Raw genomic sequence first — 15,515 nt, forward strand, 5'->3', positions numbered from 1 at the left:
AAAAGAAACCAAGATGCGCCGTAAACTTTCAGCGCGCCCCGCCTCAATTACCTCAGAATTTTCCCGCTACGTAAGACCCGAACCGTAACCCGTCGTCCCCGTCTAGCGCCCCGTGTCAGCGTGTCTGCGTCTCCGGTAAGGGGCGTTCTAAGGTTTGTTCCAAATACCCGCAACCCCTTTTTTCGGATTATGACAGTTTTTCGCTACTTTCCGAATTTTCCTATAAAAACAACGGTTTGATTTTTGAAAATTCCGCGGGGCCCGTGTTTTGCGCAGCTTTATTTCGCACGCTAACACGTCATTGCCCCGCATCACTTACGCCCGCGCGGGTTATCCACAGACTCGCAGCGCCAATGTGGATTGTTTCCTCTCCCCCGGTCCGAATCCGGCACAATCCCCGGCCCGCGCCACCGCCCGGATTCGGAATCAGCGCCGTTTGGGGAGTCGGAGCACCAGCAAAGCCAGAATCGCCGCCATATAGAGGAGAGGTTCGATCTGGAAACCTTTGACCAGCCAGATGAAGTGCACCCCAGCCAGAATTGCAGCCAGATAGGTTAACCGGTGCAGCTTGCGCCACGTGGCCCCCAGCTTGCGGATCGAGAAGTTGTTCGATGTGGCCGCCAAGGGGACAAGGCAGGCAAAACCCGCCATGCCGATCGTGATATACGGGCGCTTCAGAATGTCGGCCCAGATCTGCGACAGGATCCCGACGTCCAGCACCAGCCATACCAACAGATGCAGCGAGACATATATAAAGGCGAGCAATCCCAGGGCACGGCGAAACTTGATGAGGTTCAGCCGAAGGTAGCGCCGCGCGGGCGTGACCGCCAACCCGGCGATCAACAGCTGCAAGGCCAGCAACCCCAGCTCTTTCTCCAACGCCTTGATCGGCTCCGCCCCCAGCCCGCCGGTCTGCGCCTGAAACAGCAACCACGGGATTGGCAGAAGCCCCACTATATATACGACCCATGTGGGAACACGTCGCGCGATGGTATTCAGGCGGTCGATCATACCGCCCTGCTCACTTCTATAGAGGACACGGGTTTAGATATCCTTGCTCAGGTCCATACCGGCATAGAGCTCTGCGACCTCGGCCTCGTACCCGTTGAACATCAGCGTGGGAATCCGCTTGGAGAAAAGACCGCCACCGATGACCCTTTCGCTGGCCTGCGACCAACGGGGGTGATCGACCTCGGGGTTCACATTACTATAGAAGCCGTACTCCCCTGCATTCGCCTTGTTCCAACTGGTCGGGGGCTGAGTATCCGTGAGGGTGATCCGCACCACGGATTTGATCGACTTGTAGCCATATTTCCAAGGCACGACCAACCGCAGCGGTGCGCCGTTCTGTTTCGGGATGTCCTTGCCATAGATGCCGGTGGCCATAATCGTCAGCGGGTGCATCGCTTCGTCCAGACGCAACCCTTCGACGTAGGGCCAGTCGAGCACGTTATAGGCGACGCCGGGCATTTCATCAGGACGCAGCGCAGTCTCGAAGGAGACGTATTTCGCGCCGGACTGCACACCGGCCATATTCAGCAGGTCCGCCAGTTCGAACCCGTTCCACGGGACCACCATTGACCACGCCTCGACACAGCGAAAACGATAGATACGCTCTTCGATCGTCATCTGTTGCATGATGTCGTCGAACCCATAGGCACCGGGCTTGTCGACCAGCCCGTCAATCTGCACCGTCCAGGGTTCAATCGTCAGACGGTCCGCGTATCTGGCGGGGTCGTCTTTGCCGGTGCCGAATTCATAGTAGTTATTGTAGCTGGTGATATCTTCATAACTGTTCGGCTCTAGCCCCTCGGGCGCGGCAGAGCTGCGCCCCGCGATACCGGCCAACCCGATCCCCGCCAAAGCGCCCCCCATGATCTGACGTCGGTTCATAAATGCAGCATGCGGGGTGACGTCTTTATCCGTGAGTGTGTTGATCCAGCGATAGGCCATAACAGGCGCTCCTTACCAATATACATGGGTAGCCTACTGCGAGTTGTCGCGCCCACCAAATGCAATCCGCTACATTTCAGGAGACACACCGGAATGTCAGGGCAACACATGCGAACAGGGCCGAGGTTTCCCCCGGCCCTGCCCGATCACATCACCACACTATATACTATGTACCTAGTGGACGGTCGCTTCGTCCGGTTTGGCGCGGTTGCTGGCGGCCACGCGGTCGCCAATGATCAGCCCTTCGGCACCAGCGTGCACGGGGATAAGATCCCCATCCAGCACGTCACCTGCCAAGATCATCTCGGCCAGCGGGTCCTGTAATGCGCGCTGGATCACCCGCTTCAGCGGACGCGCCCCGAACACCGGATCATAGCCTTCGTCGGCGAGCCACTTGCGCGCGCCTTCGTCCAGCTCCAACCCGATCTTGCGACCGGCGAGACGCTTCAGCAGACGGTTCACCTGAATGTCGACGATCCCCGCCATGTCGGCACGTGCCAAGCGGTCAAAGATCACCGTTTCATCCAGTCGGTTCAGGAACTCGGGGCGGAAGTGAGCCCGCACCGCATCCATCACATCCCGTTTCGCCTGCGCCATGTCTCCCCCTTCGGGCAACTGGCTCAGCGCTTGCGCCCCGAGGTTGCTGGTCAGCACGATCAGCGTCTGCTTGAAGTCGACCTTACGGCCCTGACCATCCGTCAGCACACCATCATCCAAGACCTGCAGCAACACGTTGAACACGTCGGGGTGCGCCTTCTCGACCTCGTCGAACAGCACGACCTGATAGGGTCTGCGCCGCACGGCTTCGGTCAATACGCCACCTTCGTCATAGCCAACATACCCGGGAGGCGCGCCGATCAGACGGGCCACGGCATGTTTCTCCATGAACTCAGACATGTCGATCCGCACCATCGCGTTCTCGTCGTCGAACAGGAATTCGGCGACGGCCTTGGTCAGCTCGGTTTTACCGACACCAGTCGGCCCGAGGAACAGGAAGCTGCCCAAGGGGCGGGCCTCGTCGTTCAGGCCGGCACGCGCACGGCGCACCGCGTTCGACACAGCTTTGACGGCGAGGTTCTGACCAATGACACGGTTGTGCAACTGGTCTTCCATGCGCAGCAACTTGTCCCGCTCGCCTTCCAGCATACGACCCGCGGGGATACCCGTCCAACGTTCGACGACGCTGGCGATCTGGTCCGGGCGCACGGCCTCTTCGACCATGACGTCGGCTTCGTTCTCTTCGGCCTCGCCCAGTTTGCGTTCAAGCTGCGGGATCACGCCATAGGAAAGCTCCCCCGCTTTGGCGAGGTTGCCTTCGCGCTTGGCGATCTCAAGTTCGGCGCGGGCACGGTCCAGCTGCTCTTTCAGCTCGCGCGCGCCCTCAAGGCGATCACGTTCGCCCTGCCACTGCGCAGTCATGGCATCGGCCTTTTCCTGCAGATCCCCCAGCTCTTTCTCCAACTTGTCCAAGCGGTCCTTGCTGGCAGCGTCATCCTCTTTCTTCAACGCCTCGGCTTCGATCTGAAGCTGCATGATCTGACGGTCCAGCGCATCCAGCTCTTCCGGTTTGCTGTCGACTTCCATCCGCAGACGGCTCGCGGCCTCGTCCACAAGGTCGATTGCCTTGTCGGGCAGGAAACGATCCGTGATATAGCGATGCGACAGGGTCGCCGCCGCCACAAGGGCAGAGTCGCTGATCCGCACACCATGGTGCAGCTCGTACTTCTCCTTAATGCCTCGCAGGATCGACACCGTATCCTCGACAGTAGGTTCGCTGACCATCACAGGCTGGAACCGACGGGCAAGTGCTGCGTCTTTTTCGACATACTTACGGTATTCGTCCAAGGTCGTCGCACCAACGCAGTGCAATTCACCCCGCGCCAAAGCCGGTTTAATGAGGTTGGCCGCGTCCATCGCGCCGTCCGCCTTACCGGCGCCCACCAGCGTGTGCATCTCGTCAATGAACAGGATTACCTCGCCCGCGGCTTCGGTGACCTCGGTCAGGACAGCTTTCAACCGTTCTTCAAACTCGCCACGATACTTTGCGCCAGCAATCAGCGCGCCCATGTCCAGCGCCAGCAAACGTTTGTTGCGCAGGGATTCGGGCACATCGCCATCCACGATCCGCAGGGCGAGCCCCTCGGCAATCGCGGTTTTACCCACGCCGGGCTCACCGATCAGCACCGGGTTGTTCTTGGTGCGGCGGCTCAACACCTGCATGGCGCGACGAATTTCCTCGTCCCGACCGATGATCGGGTCGATTTTGCCTTCGCGGGCACGTTCCGTCAGATCAAGGCTGTACTTCTTGAGCGCCTCATACCCGTCTTCCGCACTGGCCGTATCAGCCGTGCGCCCTTTCCGGATATCATTAATGGCGGCGTTCAACCCCTGTGCGGTGACCTTACCCGCATCCAACGCGGTTTTCGCACCGGATTTCACCATCGCAAGGGCCATCAGCACGCGTTCGACCGGCACAAAGCTGTCGCCCGCCTTCTTGGCCAGCGTCTCTGCTTCGGCCAGCACCTTTGCGGTGGCATTATCAAGGTATACCTGCGCGGCGTCGCCCGACACCTTGGGCAGCTTGCCCAAAGACAGCGTTAGGGTTTCAGTCACACGTGCAGGATCGCCACCGGCAGCAGCAATCAGATTGCTCGCCAGCCCTTGGTCGTCATCCAGCAGTGCTTTCAATAAATGCTCCGGCGTCAGCCGTTGGTGGCTTTCACGCGTCGCGATTGTTTGCGCAGCCTGAATAAAGCCGCGCGACCGTTCTGTGAACTTGCTCAAGTCCATGAGCTTCTCCTTTTCTTAAAGCGACCACAAAGAAGATGCCCGCTTTGCAGCACATCATGGCGTGATCCTCGGGATAGAATTTGGGGACAGAAGGAAGGGATTCAAGAGGGTCGCCTCACAAAAGCGTCAACAAAAAACATACACCTTTTAAGATTATTTATCAGACTGGTGGAATTTCGCCACATTGCGAACACATTGGAATCCCACAAGAAAAATGCAGTTTCGCAATTTGCCGCTCATGGCAAGAAATAATTACAAAAATGTTAATTGACTGATTTTAGGCGAAAATTTATATTTATCCACATGACGGATGCGCCCCAGTGGAACCATTTAGTCACACATACGTTGTACTGGCAGATGAACGAAAACAAATCGAGCCGACTTTAACCAGTACAACAAATTCTTGAGGTACGAACATGCAGACGCGCCAGATTCAGATGAACGACGTTATCTACAACGCGGCAGAGCAATGCTTTGAAGCTTTGGTCACCGTCCACGATGGCGATCGGTCCCGCAAATATGCCTGCGCCATCAACGCGCCGATGACGATGTCCTTTGATCAAGCTGCCAAAGGCCTGACCAAACAAGCCGAGCGTCGCCATACGAGCCGCGGCGGCATGTATTCCGAGATCCGCGCCCAGAAGCCCGCACAACGCAGTGGCCGTCCTCGGTTCGATCCAAAAGCCTGGTTGCGCCATGTCGCCAACCTTCCCGGCCTTCGCGCCGCCTGATTTACAGTTTCGGCGGAACTGCCTGCGCGCCCGTCCCGGCGCGTGTCCCGCCCAATCCAGAGACAACTGCCTGCCTGCACGTCTCTGACACTCGCCCGGACAGCGATTGCGCTGCCCGGGCCTTTTTCTTTGCGTGCCCCCTGTTTTCATAGACATGTCAGGTCGAACACCGTAAGCCTCCGGCGTTTGCCAAATCTCATCACTTCGGAGCCCGCCCCATGTCAGATGACCGCCTGATCGTTGCCCTTGATGTCCCCCACGCTGTTGCCGGCCTTGAACTGACCCAAAAGCTGGGCGACGCGGTGAGCTTTTATAAGATTGGTCTGGGCATGTTGACGGGCGGCGGCCTGGCACTTGCGAACGAGCTGATCCAGGAACACGGCAAACGCATTTTTCTGGACATGAAACTGTTCGATATCAGCGCGACAGTCGAAGCAGCGGTGCGCGGGCTTGCGCAGTTCGACCTCGATTTTCTGACCGTGCACGGTGACCCCCATGTTGTCCGCGCCGCGATGGAAGGCGCCGCAGGATCCCGCACCAAGATTTTGGCGGTGACCATCCTGACATCCCTGGACCGCAACGATCTGGACGCGGCGATGATCCAGACGGGGGACATCCCCGATCTGGTCCAGACCCGCGCCGGACGCGCGCTGGAGGCTGGTGCTGACGGCGTCATCGCTTCCCCGCAAGAGGCGCGCCTAATCCGCGCCCTACCCGAGGCCAACGGCAAGCTGATCGTCACCCCCGGCGTGCGACCAAGCGGGGCGGCTCTTGGCGACCAGAAACGCGTGGCAACACCGGGTCAGGCGATCTTGGACGGGGCGGATCACATCGTCGTTGGCCGCCCGATCTGGCAGGCCGAAGACCCCGCCGCCGCCGCCCGCGCGGTGCTGGCAGAGCTGCCCTGAACGCAGCCGAAATGCGCGAAACCCAACAAATAGCGCATTTTCGCCTATGTGATAAATCGGTAACAAACGTGAACTGGCTGCCAGCAACTGGAAGTTCCGTGTATGTTTTATGACATTCATATGGCAACCTTACTTTGGTGATACTCCCCGACGGGCTGGTTCTTCCTGAAGCCCGTCACCTCCCCCCGCTTCAGGCGGGGGTCTTTCTTTGCCCCCTTTCGATTTTCACCCTTCAACCCGACGCCGCACGTATGTGCATGGCGAAGCCGCGCGTGATCGGGTAGACTTGCGTTAACCAGCCCTTAACCCTACCTGACCGCCATGCCCGCCCTCTGCCGAGACTGCCTGTCCGAAATCGCGCCCGCGCGCCGGTGCTCTGCCTGCGGCAGCCCGCGTATCTCGTCACACCCCGAATTATTCGACCTTTCCATCGCCCATATGGATTGCGATGCCTTCTACGCATCCGTGGAGAAACGCGACAATCCGGCGCTGAATGGCAAGCCCGTGATCATCGGGGGCGGACGTCGCGGGGTCGTGTCGACCGCCTGCTATATCGCGCGGATCAAAGGGGTCCGGTCTGCCATGCCGATGTTCCAGGCGCTGAAACTCTGCCCCGAAGCGATCATCATCAAGCCGCGCATGGATGCATATGTCGAAGCCTCCCGCGCGATCCGCGCCATGATGGAAGAGCTCACCCCCGCCCTGCAGCCGCTGTCGCTGGACGAGGCGTTTCTGGACATGACCGGCACAACCAAACTTCACGGGGCACCCCCTGCCGTGATGCTTGCACGACTGGTGCGTCGCATGAAGGTCGAACTGGGGCTGACCGGATCAATCGGGCTATCACACAACAAGTTTCTGGCCAAAGTCGCCTCTGACCTTGATAAGCCGCACGGCTTTTCAGTGATCGGAAAAGAGGAAACACAGAGGTTTCTGAACGACAAACCGGTGAGCATGATCTGGGGCGTGGGCGCGGCAACGCTTGGATCCCTGAACAAGGCCGGCATCCAGACCTTCGCGGACCTGCTGCGATGGGAAAGGACCGACCTGATCGGGCGTTTCGGCAGTATGGGCGACCGCCTCTGGCATCTGGCACGCGGCCAAGACAACCGCCGTGTTTCCGCGCATGAACCGATGAAATCCATCAGCAACGAAACCACCTTCAACGAAGACACCTCCGACCCTGACCTGCTGGACGGCCATCTGTGGCGCATGGCGCAAAAGGTGGCGGACCGCGCCAAGGCCAAAGACCTTGCCGGCCGCGTTGTTGTGCTCAAGCTCAAACGGGCCGATTTCTCGCTGATCACGCGGCGGGTGTCGCTGCATGACCCGACGCAACTGGCCGACCGCATCTACCGCACAGCGCGCGGGCTGTTTGACCAGCTTGGTGAACCGGGGCCTTTCCGGCTGCTCGGGTGTGGCATTTCGGATCTTAGCGCCGCTGATGGGGCCGACATGGCGGGCGACCTGCTGGACCCGGATGCCGCCCGCCGGGGTCAGGCAGAGCGGGCAACAGATGCCATCCGCAACCGGTTCGGGGACAAGGCAATCGTCAAGGGGCGCGCGCTGCGCTAATCACTCCGCCGCGAGGGCGAGGCTTTCTGGCCGGATCCGCGCAATCTCTGCCACAACGCCGCGAAGCGCTTTTTGCACATCCTCGAAATCGCCGTTGGGGCGCACCAGAGATTCGTTCATATACAGCGACCGGTCCAATTCGACCTGCACCGCATGCTGCCCCCGTGCCGGACGACCGTAAGCCTGCGTGATATAGGCCCCCGCAAACGGCGTGTTCCGTGTGACCGTGAACCCTGCCTTGACGAAAGCGGCCTCTATCTGATCCACAACATCGCTGCTGGCTGCCGCGCCGAACCGGTCACCCAAGACCACTTCAGGCCGTTTCAGCCCCATACGCGCGACGCCGTCCATCGCCTCATGCGGCATCGAATGGCAATCCACCAAAATCGCCTGCCCGTGATCCGCACGCGCGTCGTTCAGCAGGCTTTGCAACATATCGTGGTACGGCACCCAATAGGTGGCGATTCGCGCACGGGCTTCATCAAGCGTTAATTTGCCCTGATAAATCGACCGCCCGTTCGCCACGACACGCGGAATAACCCCCAATCCGGAGGCAACCCGCGGGTTATGCGCCTGCCGCCGAACCCCTTCGATCAGAGCCGGGTCAAGCTCGTCTCGGGACCGGTTCAGATCAAGGAACGCACGGGGGGCTCCCGCCATCAGAAACGGAGCCCCGAAATGGGGGGCAGAATTAAACAAAAGGTCAACAAACGCGTCCTCTGACGAGCGTATGCTATGCCCGTCCAACACCGTGGACCGCAGGAAGGAAAAGCTGTAATTCCGCCCCGAATGAGGGGATGCAAACACCGCGCAGGAACGGGCTTGATCGGGGCGAACGACTTCGTAGGCGATGTGTGGCATTGTTGCACCTTTCAAGAATGATCATAGCGCATGTTTTTACAAAGCCAAAACCCCTTGATCATGCCTCCGACTCTATTTATAGACCCCGCTACCGGCGCGAATATCTCGCGCCCCGATTTGGTTTGGGGTGCAAGTTTCGTGCTACATAGGGGGTGATTAGCTCAGCGGTAGAGCACTTCGTTGACATCGAAGGGGTCACTGGTTCGATCCCAGTATCGCCCACCACCTAATTCATGGTTCAGCATTCGCTGAACTGCCCGCAACCCGGCGCTGGCCCGCGCCACGACACAGGAGAACGACCATGAAGGTTCGCAATTCGCTCCGCTCGCTCAAGAACCGGCACCGTGACTGCCGCGTTGTGCGTCGCAAAGGCCGCGTTTACGTAATCAACAAAACGCAGCGCCGTTTCAAAGCCCGTCAGGGTTAAGCTTCGCGCGCATCTGATGAAAGGCCGCTCCTTCGGGGGCGGCTTTTTTCGTTTGGGCCGCCGTCAATCGCGCCTCCCCCCCTACCCCAGCCAATCTGTGCTGACCTCTTGCGATCCCCCCAATACCGCTTAGGTTCTCTTCAGACTTCATCAGACGAACTGAAAGGGATCTCATGACCGATCTGCCCGACTACACCCCGCCCGCCGTATGGGAGTGGGAACCCGGCAATGGCGGTAAATTCGCCAATATCAACCGCCCCATCGCGGGCCCCACCGCAGACAAAGAGCTGCCGGTCGGCAAACATCCCTATCAGCTTTACTCCCTCGCGACGCCCAATGGCGTCAAAGTCACCGTGCTTCTGGAAGAACTACTGGCCGCCGGGCACAAGGGTGCCGAGTATGACGCGTGGCTGATCAACATCGGCGAAGGGGATCAATTCGGATCCGGCTTTGTCGACATCAACCCGAACTCCAAAATTCCCGCGATGATGGACCGGTCCGGCGACGCGCCACAGCGCCTGTTTGAATCCGGATCGATCATGCTGCATCTGGCCGAGAAATTCGGCGCATTCATCCCCAAAGACCCAAGCCAGCGCACCGAATGTATGTCGTGGCTGTTCTGGCAAATGGGCAGCGCGCCCTATCTTGGCGGCGGCTTTGGCCATTTCTACGCCTATGCGCCGGTCAAAATTAAGTACTGCATCGACCGTTTCGCGATGGAGACCAAGCGCCAGCTTGACGTGCTTGATCGTCACCTTGCCGATAACGAATATATGGCGGGCGAATATTCGATCGCGGATATGGCGATCTGGGCATGGTACGGGCAGCTGGTTCTGGGCCGTCTCTATGACGCAGCAGAGTTCCTGAATGTCGATTCCTACGAAAACCTGATGAAATGGGCCAAGAAGATCGACGCGCGCCCTGCCGTTACACGTGGTCGCATGGTCAACCGACCCTTCGGTGAACCCGAAATGCAGCTCCACGAACGGCACGATGCCAGCGATTTTGATACAAAGACTCAGGACAAAATCGGCGACTGATCCCGCGCGTCTTGCCGCCCCCACGCGGCAAGACGCTTGTCCTATTAATTCACTCAAGTATTCCTTGATATCAGCCCTCAAATCTGTTTCTTACTCTTTTTATAAGTTTTACACAGATGGAGGTCACCTGATGACTCTGACGAAATCCGCTTTCACGGCCGCCTTGATGGCCACAGTTGCGATGCCAGCAATGGCCGAAGGGCAGCTGAACCTCTACTCCTCGCGTCACTACGACACAGACGAACGTCTGTATTCCGACTTTACCGAGCAGACCGGCATCACCATCAACCGCATCGAAGGCAAAGCAGACGAGCTGCTGGCGCGTATGGAAGCCGAGGGTGCGAACTCCCCCGCGGACGTTCTGATCACCGTCGACACCAGCCGCCTGAGCCGCGCCAAGGAAATGGGCCTGCTGCAATCCGTTGATAGCGACATCCTCGAAGAGCGTATCCCCAGCAACCTGCAAGACGCTGACAACGACTGGTTCGGCTTTTCGCAGCGCGCGCGGATCATCTTTTACAGCAAGGACGCTGTAGACAACCCACCGCAGAACTATCTGGATCTTGCCGATCCTGCCTATGAAGGTCAGGTCTGCATCCGTTCCTCCACCAACTCCTACAACCAGACCCTGCTGGCGGCGTTGGTCACGCACTACGGCGAAGAAAAAGCCACCGAATGGGCACAGGGCGTTGTGAACAACATGGCACGTGCACCACAGGGCGGTGACACCGACCAGCTGCGCGGTCTGGTATCGGGCGAATGCGAAATCTCCGTCTCGAACTCCTACTACTTTGCCCGTGCCATCCGCACCGAAGTAGACGGGCTGAGCGCCGATCTGGATAAAATCGGTCTGGTGTTCCCCGACCAGGAAGGCAACGGCGCGCATATGAACCTGTCGGGTGCCGGTGTTGCAGCCAATGCGCCAAACCGTGACAACGCGGTCAAGTTCCTCGAATACCTGTCCTCCGACAGCGCGCAGTCCTACTTCTCTGCGGGCAATGACGAATTCCCCGCCGTCGAAGGTGTAGAGCTTGCGGACTCGGTCGAGAAGCTGGGCGAGTTCAAAGCAGACGAGGTGAACCTGTCCGAAGTGGCCAAGAACATCCCCACAGCACAGAAAATCTTTAACGCGGTTGGCTGGGAATAATCCCAGCTCGCCACGGCAGAGACACGACATTGAACCGCGTCGGCCCCTGGCCGGTGCGGTTTTTTCATGCGCAAAGGGAAATGTTTATTTCTGCCGACCGACCTGACGGCAAATCAGGATCACGGGCAGCAACCCCATTGCCACGATCACAAGGCTCGGCACCGCCGCCCCGTCCAGCCGCTCGTCGCTTGCCAGCCGGTAGGCCTGTACTGCCAGCGTGTCGTAATTGAATGGCCGCATGATCAGCGTTGCGGGCAGCTCTTTCATCACATCGACGAAAACGATCAGCAGCGCGGTCAGCAGGCTTGGCGACAGGATCGGTAGATGCACACGGCGCAGCGTGCCCACAGGGGTTTCCCCCAATGACCGTGCGGCAGAGTCCATATTGGCATGCACCATCGCCTGCCCGCCCTCATACGCCCCCAGAGCCGCCGCAAGGAAGCGTACCATATAGGCGGCGACGAGCAGCCAGATCGACCCGGTAACCAGCAGCCCGGTCGATATGTCGAAGGTGCTGCGCATCCAGGCATCAAGCTGGTTATCAAAAGTCGCAAAGGGCACCATCAGCCCCACGGCAATCACCCCGCCCGGCACCGCATAGCCCAACCGCGCGATATAGCCCGCACCGAACGACAGCTTGCCCGGACGCAACCGCTGGAAGAACCCCACGCAGACCGCAGCGGCAACGGTCAGCACCGCCGCCACCCCCGCCAGCGTGGCAGAGTTGCGGATGAAGCCCAGATAGCGTGGGCTCAGCAGGTCTTGCTCTGACCCGATGCCCATCCAGATCAGCACGATCACCGGCAGGATCGCCCCAAAGATAACGGGAATACCGCAGGCCAGCATCGCGGCGGCGGCCTGCCATCCTTTAAGCTGCGCGGGCGGCATCGCCACGGCACGACGCGCCGGATCGTGGTATTGCGCCTTGCCGCGCTGGATACGCTCCAGCATCGCGAGCAGCAGTGCAAAACTGAGCAAGCACAGTGCAAGCTGGGCCGCACCAGCGCGGTCGAACAGGGAAAACCAGCTGGTGTAGATCCCTGTCGCAAAGGTCTGCACACTGAAATAGGCGACAGTGCCGAAATCGGCGATTGTCTCCATGACGGTCAACAGAACACCTGCGGCAATCGCCGGTCGGGCCAGCGGCAGGCTCACCTTGAAGAAGGCCGCCCAGGCACTGCTACCCAAGGCGCGTGCTGCCAGAAACGTCGTGGCGGATTGCTGCAAGAACGCGGCGCGCGCCAAGAGGTAGACGTAGGGATAAAGCACCAGCACCAGCATCAAGGCCGCGCCCCCAAGGGACCGGATTTCCGGGAACCAGTAGTCGCGCGGCCCCCAGCCCGTGACGTCGCGCAGTACCGTTTGCACGATGCCGGGGTGGTCAAGGATATGCGTGTAGGCATAGGCCAGCACATAGGCGGGAAAAGCCAGCGGCAGCACCAGCGCGATTTCGAGCATGCGGGCACCGGGGAAGCGGGTCATGGTCACCAGCCACGCAGTCCCCACGCCCAAGGCAAAGGTGCCCGTGGCCACCATTGCGACCAGCAGAAGGGTGGTGCCCGCGTACCCCAGCAGCACCGTATCGATCAGGTGGCGCACGGTATCGGTGCCCCCGACCAGCGCGGCCAGCAAAACGGCCACCATCGGCAAGGCACAGGTCGCCGCAATCGCGACCGCAACCCCCGCCAGCAAACGCACGCCATCCCGCGATCTTTTCACGGCGGCGGGGCTTGTATTGATATCCTGTGTCGTCATGCGATCGGTTTCGACTAATTCAGTCGGAAATACCAGCGGGATGACTGAAAATTGTAGCGCGAGGCGCAGGAGCAAAGGCGTGATCCTGCCTTTGCACCAGAATCTCCGGTGTCAGGATGCGTGCCTTCAGCACGGGTCAGTCATAGCTACGCTGGTCTTCGATCACCAGTCCGTCGTTGGGTAGGCTGCCCGGCGCGGCCAGCACGACCTTGCCCTTCAGCTTGAGAAGCGCGGCGACAGAGGCACCGTAGCTGTCCGCGTCATCACCCGTCGTCTCAAGATGCACGGTCATGACGTCCTGTTCATGCGCACGGCTTGCCACGACGCGGGCCTTCGTGACCTCGGGGTGATGGGCAACAAGCGCCGCGACCTGTTCGGGGCGTACGAACATGCCCTTGATTTTGGTGGTCTGATCCGCACGGCCCATCCAGCCCTTGATGCGCATATTGGTCCGCCCGCAAGGAGACGCCCCCGGCAGCACAGCGCTCAGGTCGCCTGTGGCGAAACGGATCAGCGGATAGTCGGGGTTCAAGGTGGTCACGACAACCTCGCCCACCTCGCCCGGAGCGACGGGGGTGCCGGTGCCGGGGGTCACGATCTCGACGATTACATTCTCGTCCACGATCATGCCTTCGGCGGCGGGGCTTTCGTAGGCGATGTTGCCCAGATCCGCCGTTGCATAGCTTTGCAAACAGGTGATCCCCCGCTCTGCATAATAGTCGCGCAAGGACGGGAACAGCGCGCCCCCGCCCACGGCCGCCTTGGTGATGCCAAGGGTCACCCCCATCTCATCCGCTTTTTCGAGAATGATCTTGAGGTAATCCGGCGTGCCGGCATAGGCGGTCGTGCCGATATCGCGCGCGGCGATGACCTGCAGTTCGGTCTGCCCGGTGCCCGCCGGCAGCACCGCAGCCCCCACAGCCCGCGCCCCGGATTCAAAGATCATGCCCGCAGGTGTCAGGTGATAGCCAAAACAGTTCTGGACGATGTCGCCCTCACCAATCCCCACCGCATGCAGGAACCGCCCCATACGCCACCAGTCCGGCGCGTCGGAGGAGGGTTCATAGATCGGGCCGGGAGACTGGAAGATATGGGTGAACGCATGGGCGGGTTTGGTGGTGAAACCGCCAAAGGGGGCCGACTGCGCCTGCTGTTTCCCGATCTCGGATTTGCGCAGGACCGGCAGCGCGGCCAGCGCCTCGACATTGGTGATCGTGTCTGGCGCGACCCCGTCCAACGATCCGGCATAGCCCGGCAGCGCCTGCGCCCGTGCGATCTGCGCGGGCAAGGTCCGGGCAAGATCGGCCGCCCGTGTCTCGGGGCTGCGGGTCTCTAGGCTGTCAAAATAGGACGTCTGTGCCATGTCGCTTACTCGCAATTCATCTGGGTGGTCAGGAAATGGAAAACTTGTGGGCCGTGCGCTGGATCAGCTGAGCCAGCGTTTGCGGCGCCGATAACTGCGGACATCGCGGAAGGATTTGCGCCCCTCGTCCGACATGCCAAGGTAGAATTCCTTGACGTCCTGGTTCTCGCGAAGGTCGGCTGCAGGGCCGTCCATCACGACGCGACCGGATTCCAGAATATAGCCGTAATGCGCAAAGCGCAGGGCGACGTTGGTGTTCTGTTCGGCCAGCAAGAAGGTCACGCCTTCGTTTTCATTCACCGATTTGACGATCTCGAAAATCTGTTCGACCAACTGCGGCGCAAGTCCCATCGATGGCTCGTCCAGCAGGATCGTTTCAGGGCGCGACATCAGGGCGCGACCAATGGCGCACATCTGCTGTTCCCCGCCCGAGGTATAGCCCGCTTGCGATTTGCGCCGTTCGCGCAGCCGTGGGAAATAGTCGTACACCATTTCCAGATCCCGCGCGATCGCCGCCTTGCCGTCGCTGCGGGTATAGGCACCGGTCAGCAGGTTCTCTTCGATGGTGAGGTGTTCAAAGCAATGCCGCCCCTCCATCACCTGCACGACACCGCGTTTCACCATCTCTGCGGGGTCGAGCTTGTGCACCGGATCATTGCGGTATTTGATCGACCCTTTGGTGACCTCGCCCCGTTCGGAATGCAGCAGGTTGGAAATCGCCTTAAGCGTCGTGGTCTTGCCCGCGCCATTGCCGCCCAACAGGGCCGTGATACCACCCTTGGGCACCTTCAGGCTCACGCCCTTCAGCACCAGAATGACCGAGTTATAGATCACCTCGATATTATTGACCTCAAGAAGGGTCTCGACCTGCGCGTCGAGCGTTGGGGTGGCATCCAGCATGGGTGTCTCTTTCACTAGGTGGCGTGGGGGTCGGGCGCGGCAACAATGCCGCCGCGCCCCTGTTC

The 15,515-nt window shown here is 60.0% G+C and carries 13 protein-coding genes and 1 tRNA gene; 7 read left to right on the forward strand and 7 right to left on the reverse strand.

Annotated features, from left to right (window positions below):
• Nucleotides 1-426: 426 nt before the first annotated feature.
• The 3 genes from msrQ to clpB form a co-directional block, all read right to left on the reverse strand.
• A complete protein-coding gene (gene msrQ, locus C1J04_RS00145; protein WP_009825428.1) occupies nucleotides 427-1,011 on the reverse strand; it encodes a protein-methionine-sulfoxide reductase heme-binding subunit MsrQ in 585 nt (194 codons plus the stop codon).
• 33 nt (nucleotides 1,012-1,044) lie between these two features.
• Nucleotides 1,045-1,953 carry a protein-methionine-sulfoxide reductase catalytic subunit MsrP gene (gene msrP, locus C1J04_RS00150; protein WP_009825429.1) on the reverse strand — a complete coding sequence of 303 codons (909 nt, stop codon included), beginning with the start codon at nucleotides 1,951-1,953 and terminating at the stop codon, nucleotides 1,045-1,047.
• Nucleotides 1,954-2,127: 174 nt separating this feature from the next.
• Nucleotides 2,128-4,743, reverse strand: coding sequence for an ATP-dependent chaperone ClpB (clpB, locus tag C1J04_RS00155; protein WP_009825430.1), 2,616 nt, complete (start codon nucleotides 4,741-4,743; stop codon nucleotides 2,128-2,130).
• A gap of 416 nt (nucleotides 4,744-5,159) precedes the next feature.
• Here clpB and C1J04_RS00160 point away from each other — a divergent pair, with 416 nt between their 5' ends.
• The 3 genes from C1J04_RS00160 to C1J04_RS00170 all read left to right on the forward strand — a co-directional run bounded on the left by C1J04_RS00160 (nucleotide 5,160) and on the right by C1J04_RS00170 (nucleotide 7,957).
• The gene (locus tag C1J04_RS00160) at nucleotides 5,160-5,474 is read left to right on the forward strand and encodes a hypothetical protein (protein WP_005850153.1); all 315 of its coding nucleotides are present in this window, start codon (nucleotides 5,160-5,162) and stop codon (nucleotides 5,472-5,474) included.
• 218 nt (nucleotides 5,475-5,692) lie between these two features.
• Complete coding sequence (pyrF, locus tag C1J04_RS00165; protein ID WP_009825431.1) at nucleotides 5,693-6,382, forward strand: orotidine-5'-phosphate decarboxylase; 690 nt, start codon at nucleotides 5,693-5,695, stop codon at nucleotides 6,380-6,382.
• Between the two features lie 321 nt (nucleotides 6,383-6,703).
• Complete coding sequence (locus C1J04_RS00170; protein ID WP_037953952.1) at nucleotides 6,704-7,957, forward strand: DNA polymerase IV; 1,254 nt, start codon at nucleotides 6,704-6,706, stop codon at nucleotides 7,955-7,957.
• Here the strand turns inward: C1J04_RS00170 and C1J04_RS00175 are convergent, their stop codons facing one another.
• Nucleotides 7,958-8,818: an N-formylglutamate amidohydrolase gene (locus C1J04_RS00175; protein WP_005850159.1), complete on the reverse strand. Its 861-nt coding sequence runs from the start codon at nucleotides 8,816-8,818 to the stop codon at nucleotides 7,958-7,960. It lies immediately after the preceding gene.
• A gap of 150 nt (nucleotides 8,819-8,968) precedes the next feature.
• Here C1J04_RS00175 and C1J04_RS00180 point away from each other — a divergent pair.
• The 4 genes from C1J04_RS00180 to C1J04_RS00195 all read left to right on the forward strand — a co-directional run bounded on the left by C1J04_RS00180 (nucleotide 8,969) and on the right by C1J04_RS00195 (nucleotide 11,432).
• Nucleotides 8,969-9,043 (forward strand) — tRNA-Val (locus C1J04_RS00180).
• A gap of 76 nt (nucleotides 9,044-9,119) precedes the next feature.
• Nucleotides 9,120-9,245, forward strand: coding sequence for a type B 50S ribosomal protein L36 (gene ykgO / locus C1J04_RS00185; protein ID WP_005850168.1), 126 nt, complete (start codon nucleotides 9,120-9,122; stop codon nucleotides 9,243-9,245).
• Between the two features lie 173 nt (nucleotides 9,246-9,418).
• Nucleotides 9,419-10,285 (forward strand): glutathione-dependent disulfide-bond oxidoreductase, encoded by an 867-nt coding sequence (yghU, locus tag C1J04_RS00190; protein ID WP_009825435.1) that lies wholly within the window; start codon nucleotides 9,419-9,421, stop codon nucleotides 10,283-10,285.
• Between the two features lie 130 nt (nucleotides 10,286-10,415).
• A complete protein-coding gene (locus tag C1J04_RS00195) occupies nucleotides 10,416-11,432 on the forward strand; it encodes a Fe(3+) ABC transporter substrate-binding protein (RefSeq protein WP_009825436.1) in 1,017 nt (338 codons plus the stop codon).
• An 84-nt stretch (nucleotides 11,433-11,516) separates the two neighbouring features.
• Here C1J04_RS00195 and C1J04_RS00200 read toward each other — a convergent pair whose 3' ends face one another.
• From C1J04_RS00200 to C1J04_RS00210, 3 genes are all read right to left on the reverse strand, one after another.
• A complete protein-coding gene (locus C1J04_RS00200) occupies nucleotides 11,517-13,187 on the reverse strand; it encodes an ABC transporter permease (protein WP_005850174.1) in 1,671 nt (556 codons plus the stop codon).
• Between the two features lie 136 nt (nucleotides 13,188-13,323).
• A complete protein-coding gene (locus tag C1J04_RS00205) occupies nucleotides 13,324-14,550 on the reverse strand; it encodes a phenylacetate--CoA ligase family protein (RefSeq protein WP_009825437.1) in 1,227 nt (408 codons plus the stop codon).
• Between the two features lie 63 nt (nucleotides 14,551-14,613).
• Entirely contained in the window at nucleotides 14,614-15,450 is an 837-nt protein-coding gene (locus C1J04_RS00210; protein WP_009825438.1) for an ABC transporter ATP-binding protein, read from the reverse strand.
• Between the last annotated feature and the right edge of the window lie 65 nt (nucleotides 15,451-15,515).

Origin of the sequence: Sulfitobacter sp. SK025, assembly GCF_003352105.1 — a bacterium.
In the GTDB taxonomy this organism is placed as follows: Bacteria; Pseudomonadota; Alphaproteobacteria; order Rhodobacterales; family Rhodobacteraceae; genus Sulfitobacter; species Sulfitobacter pontiacus.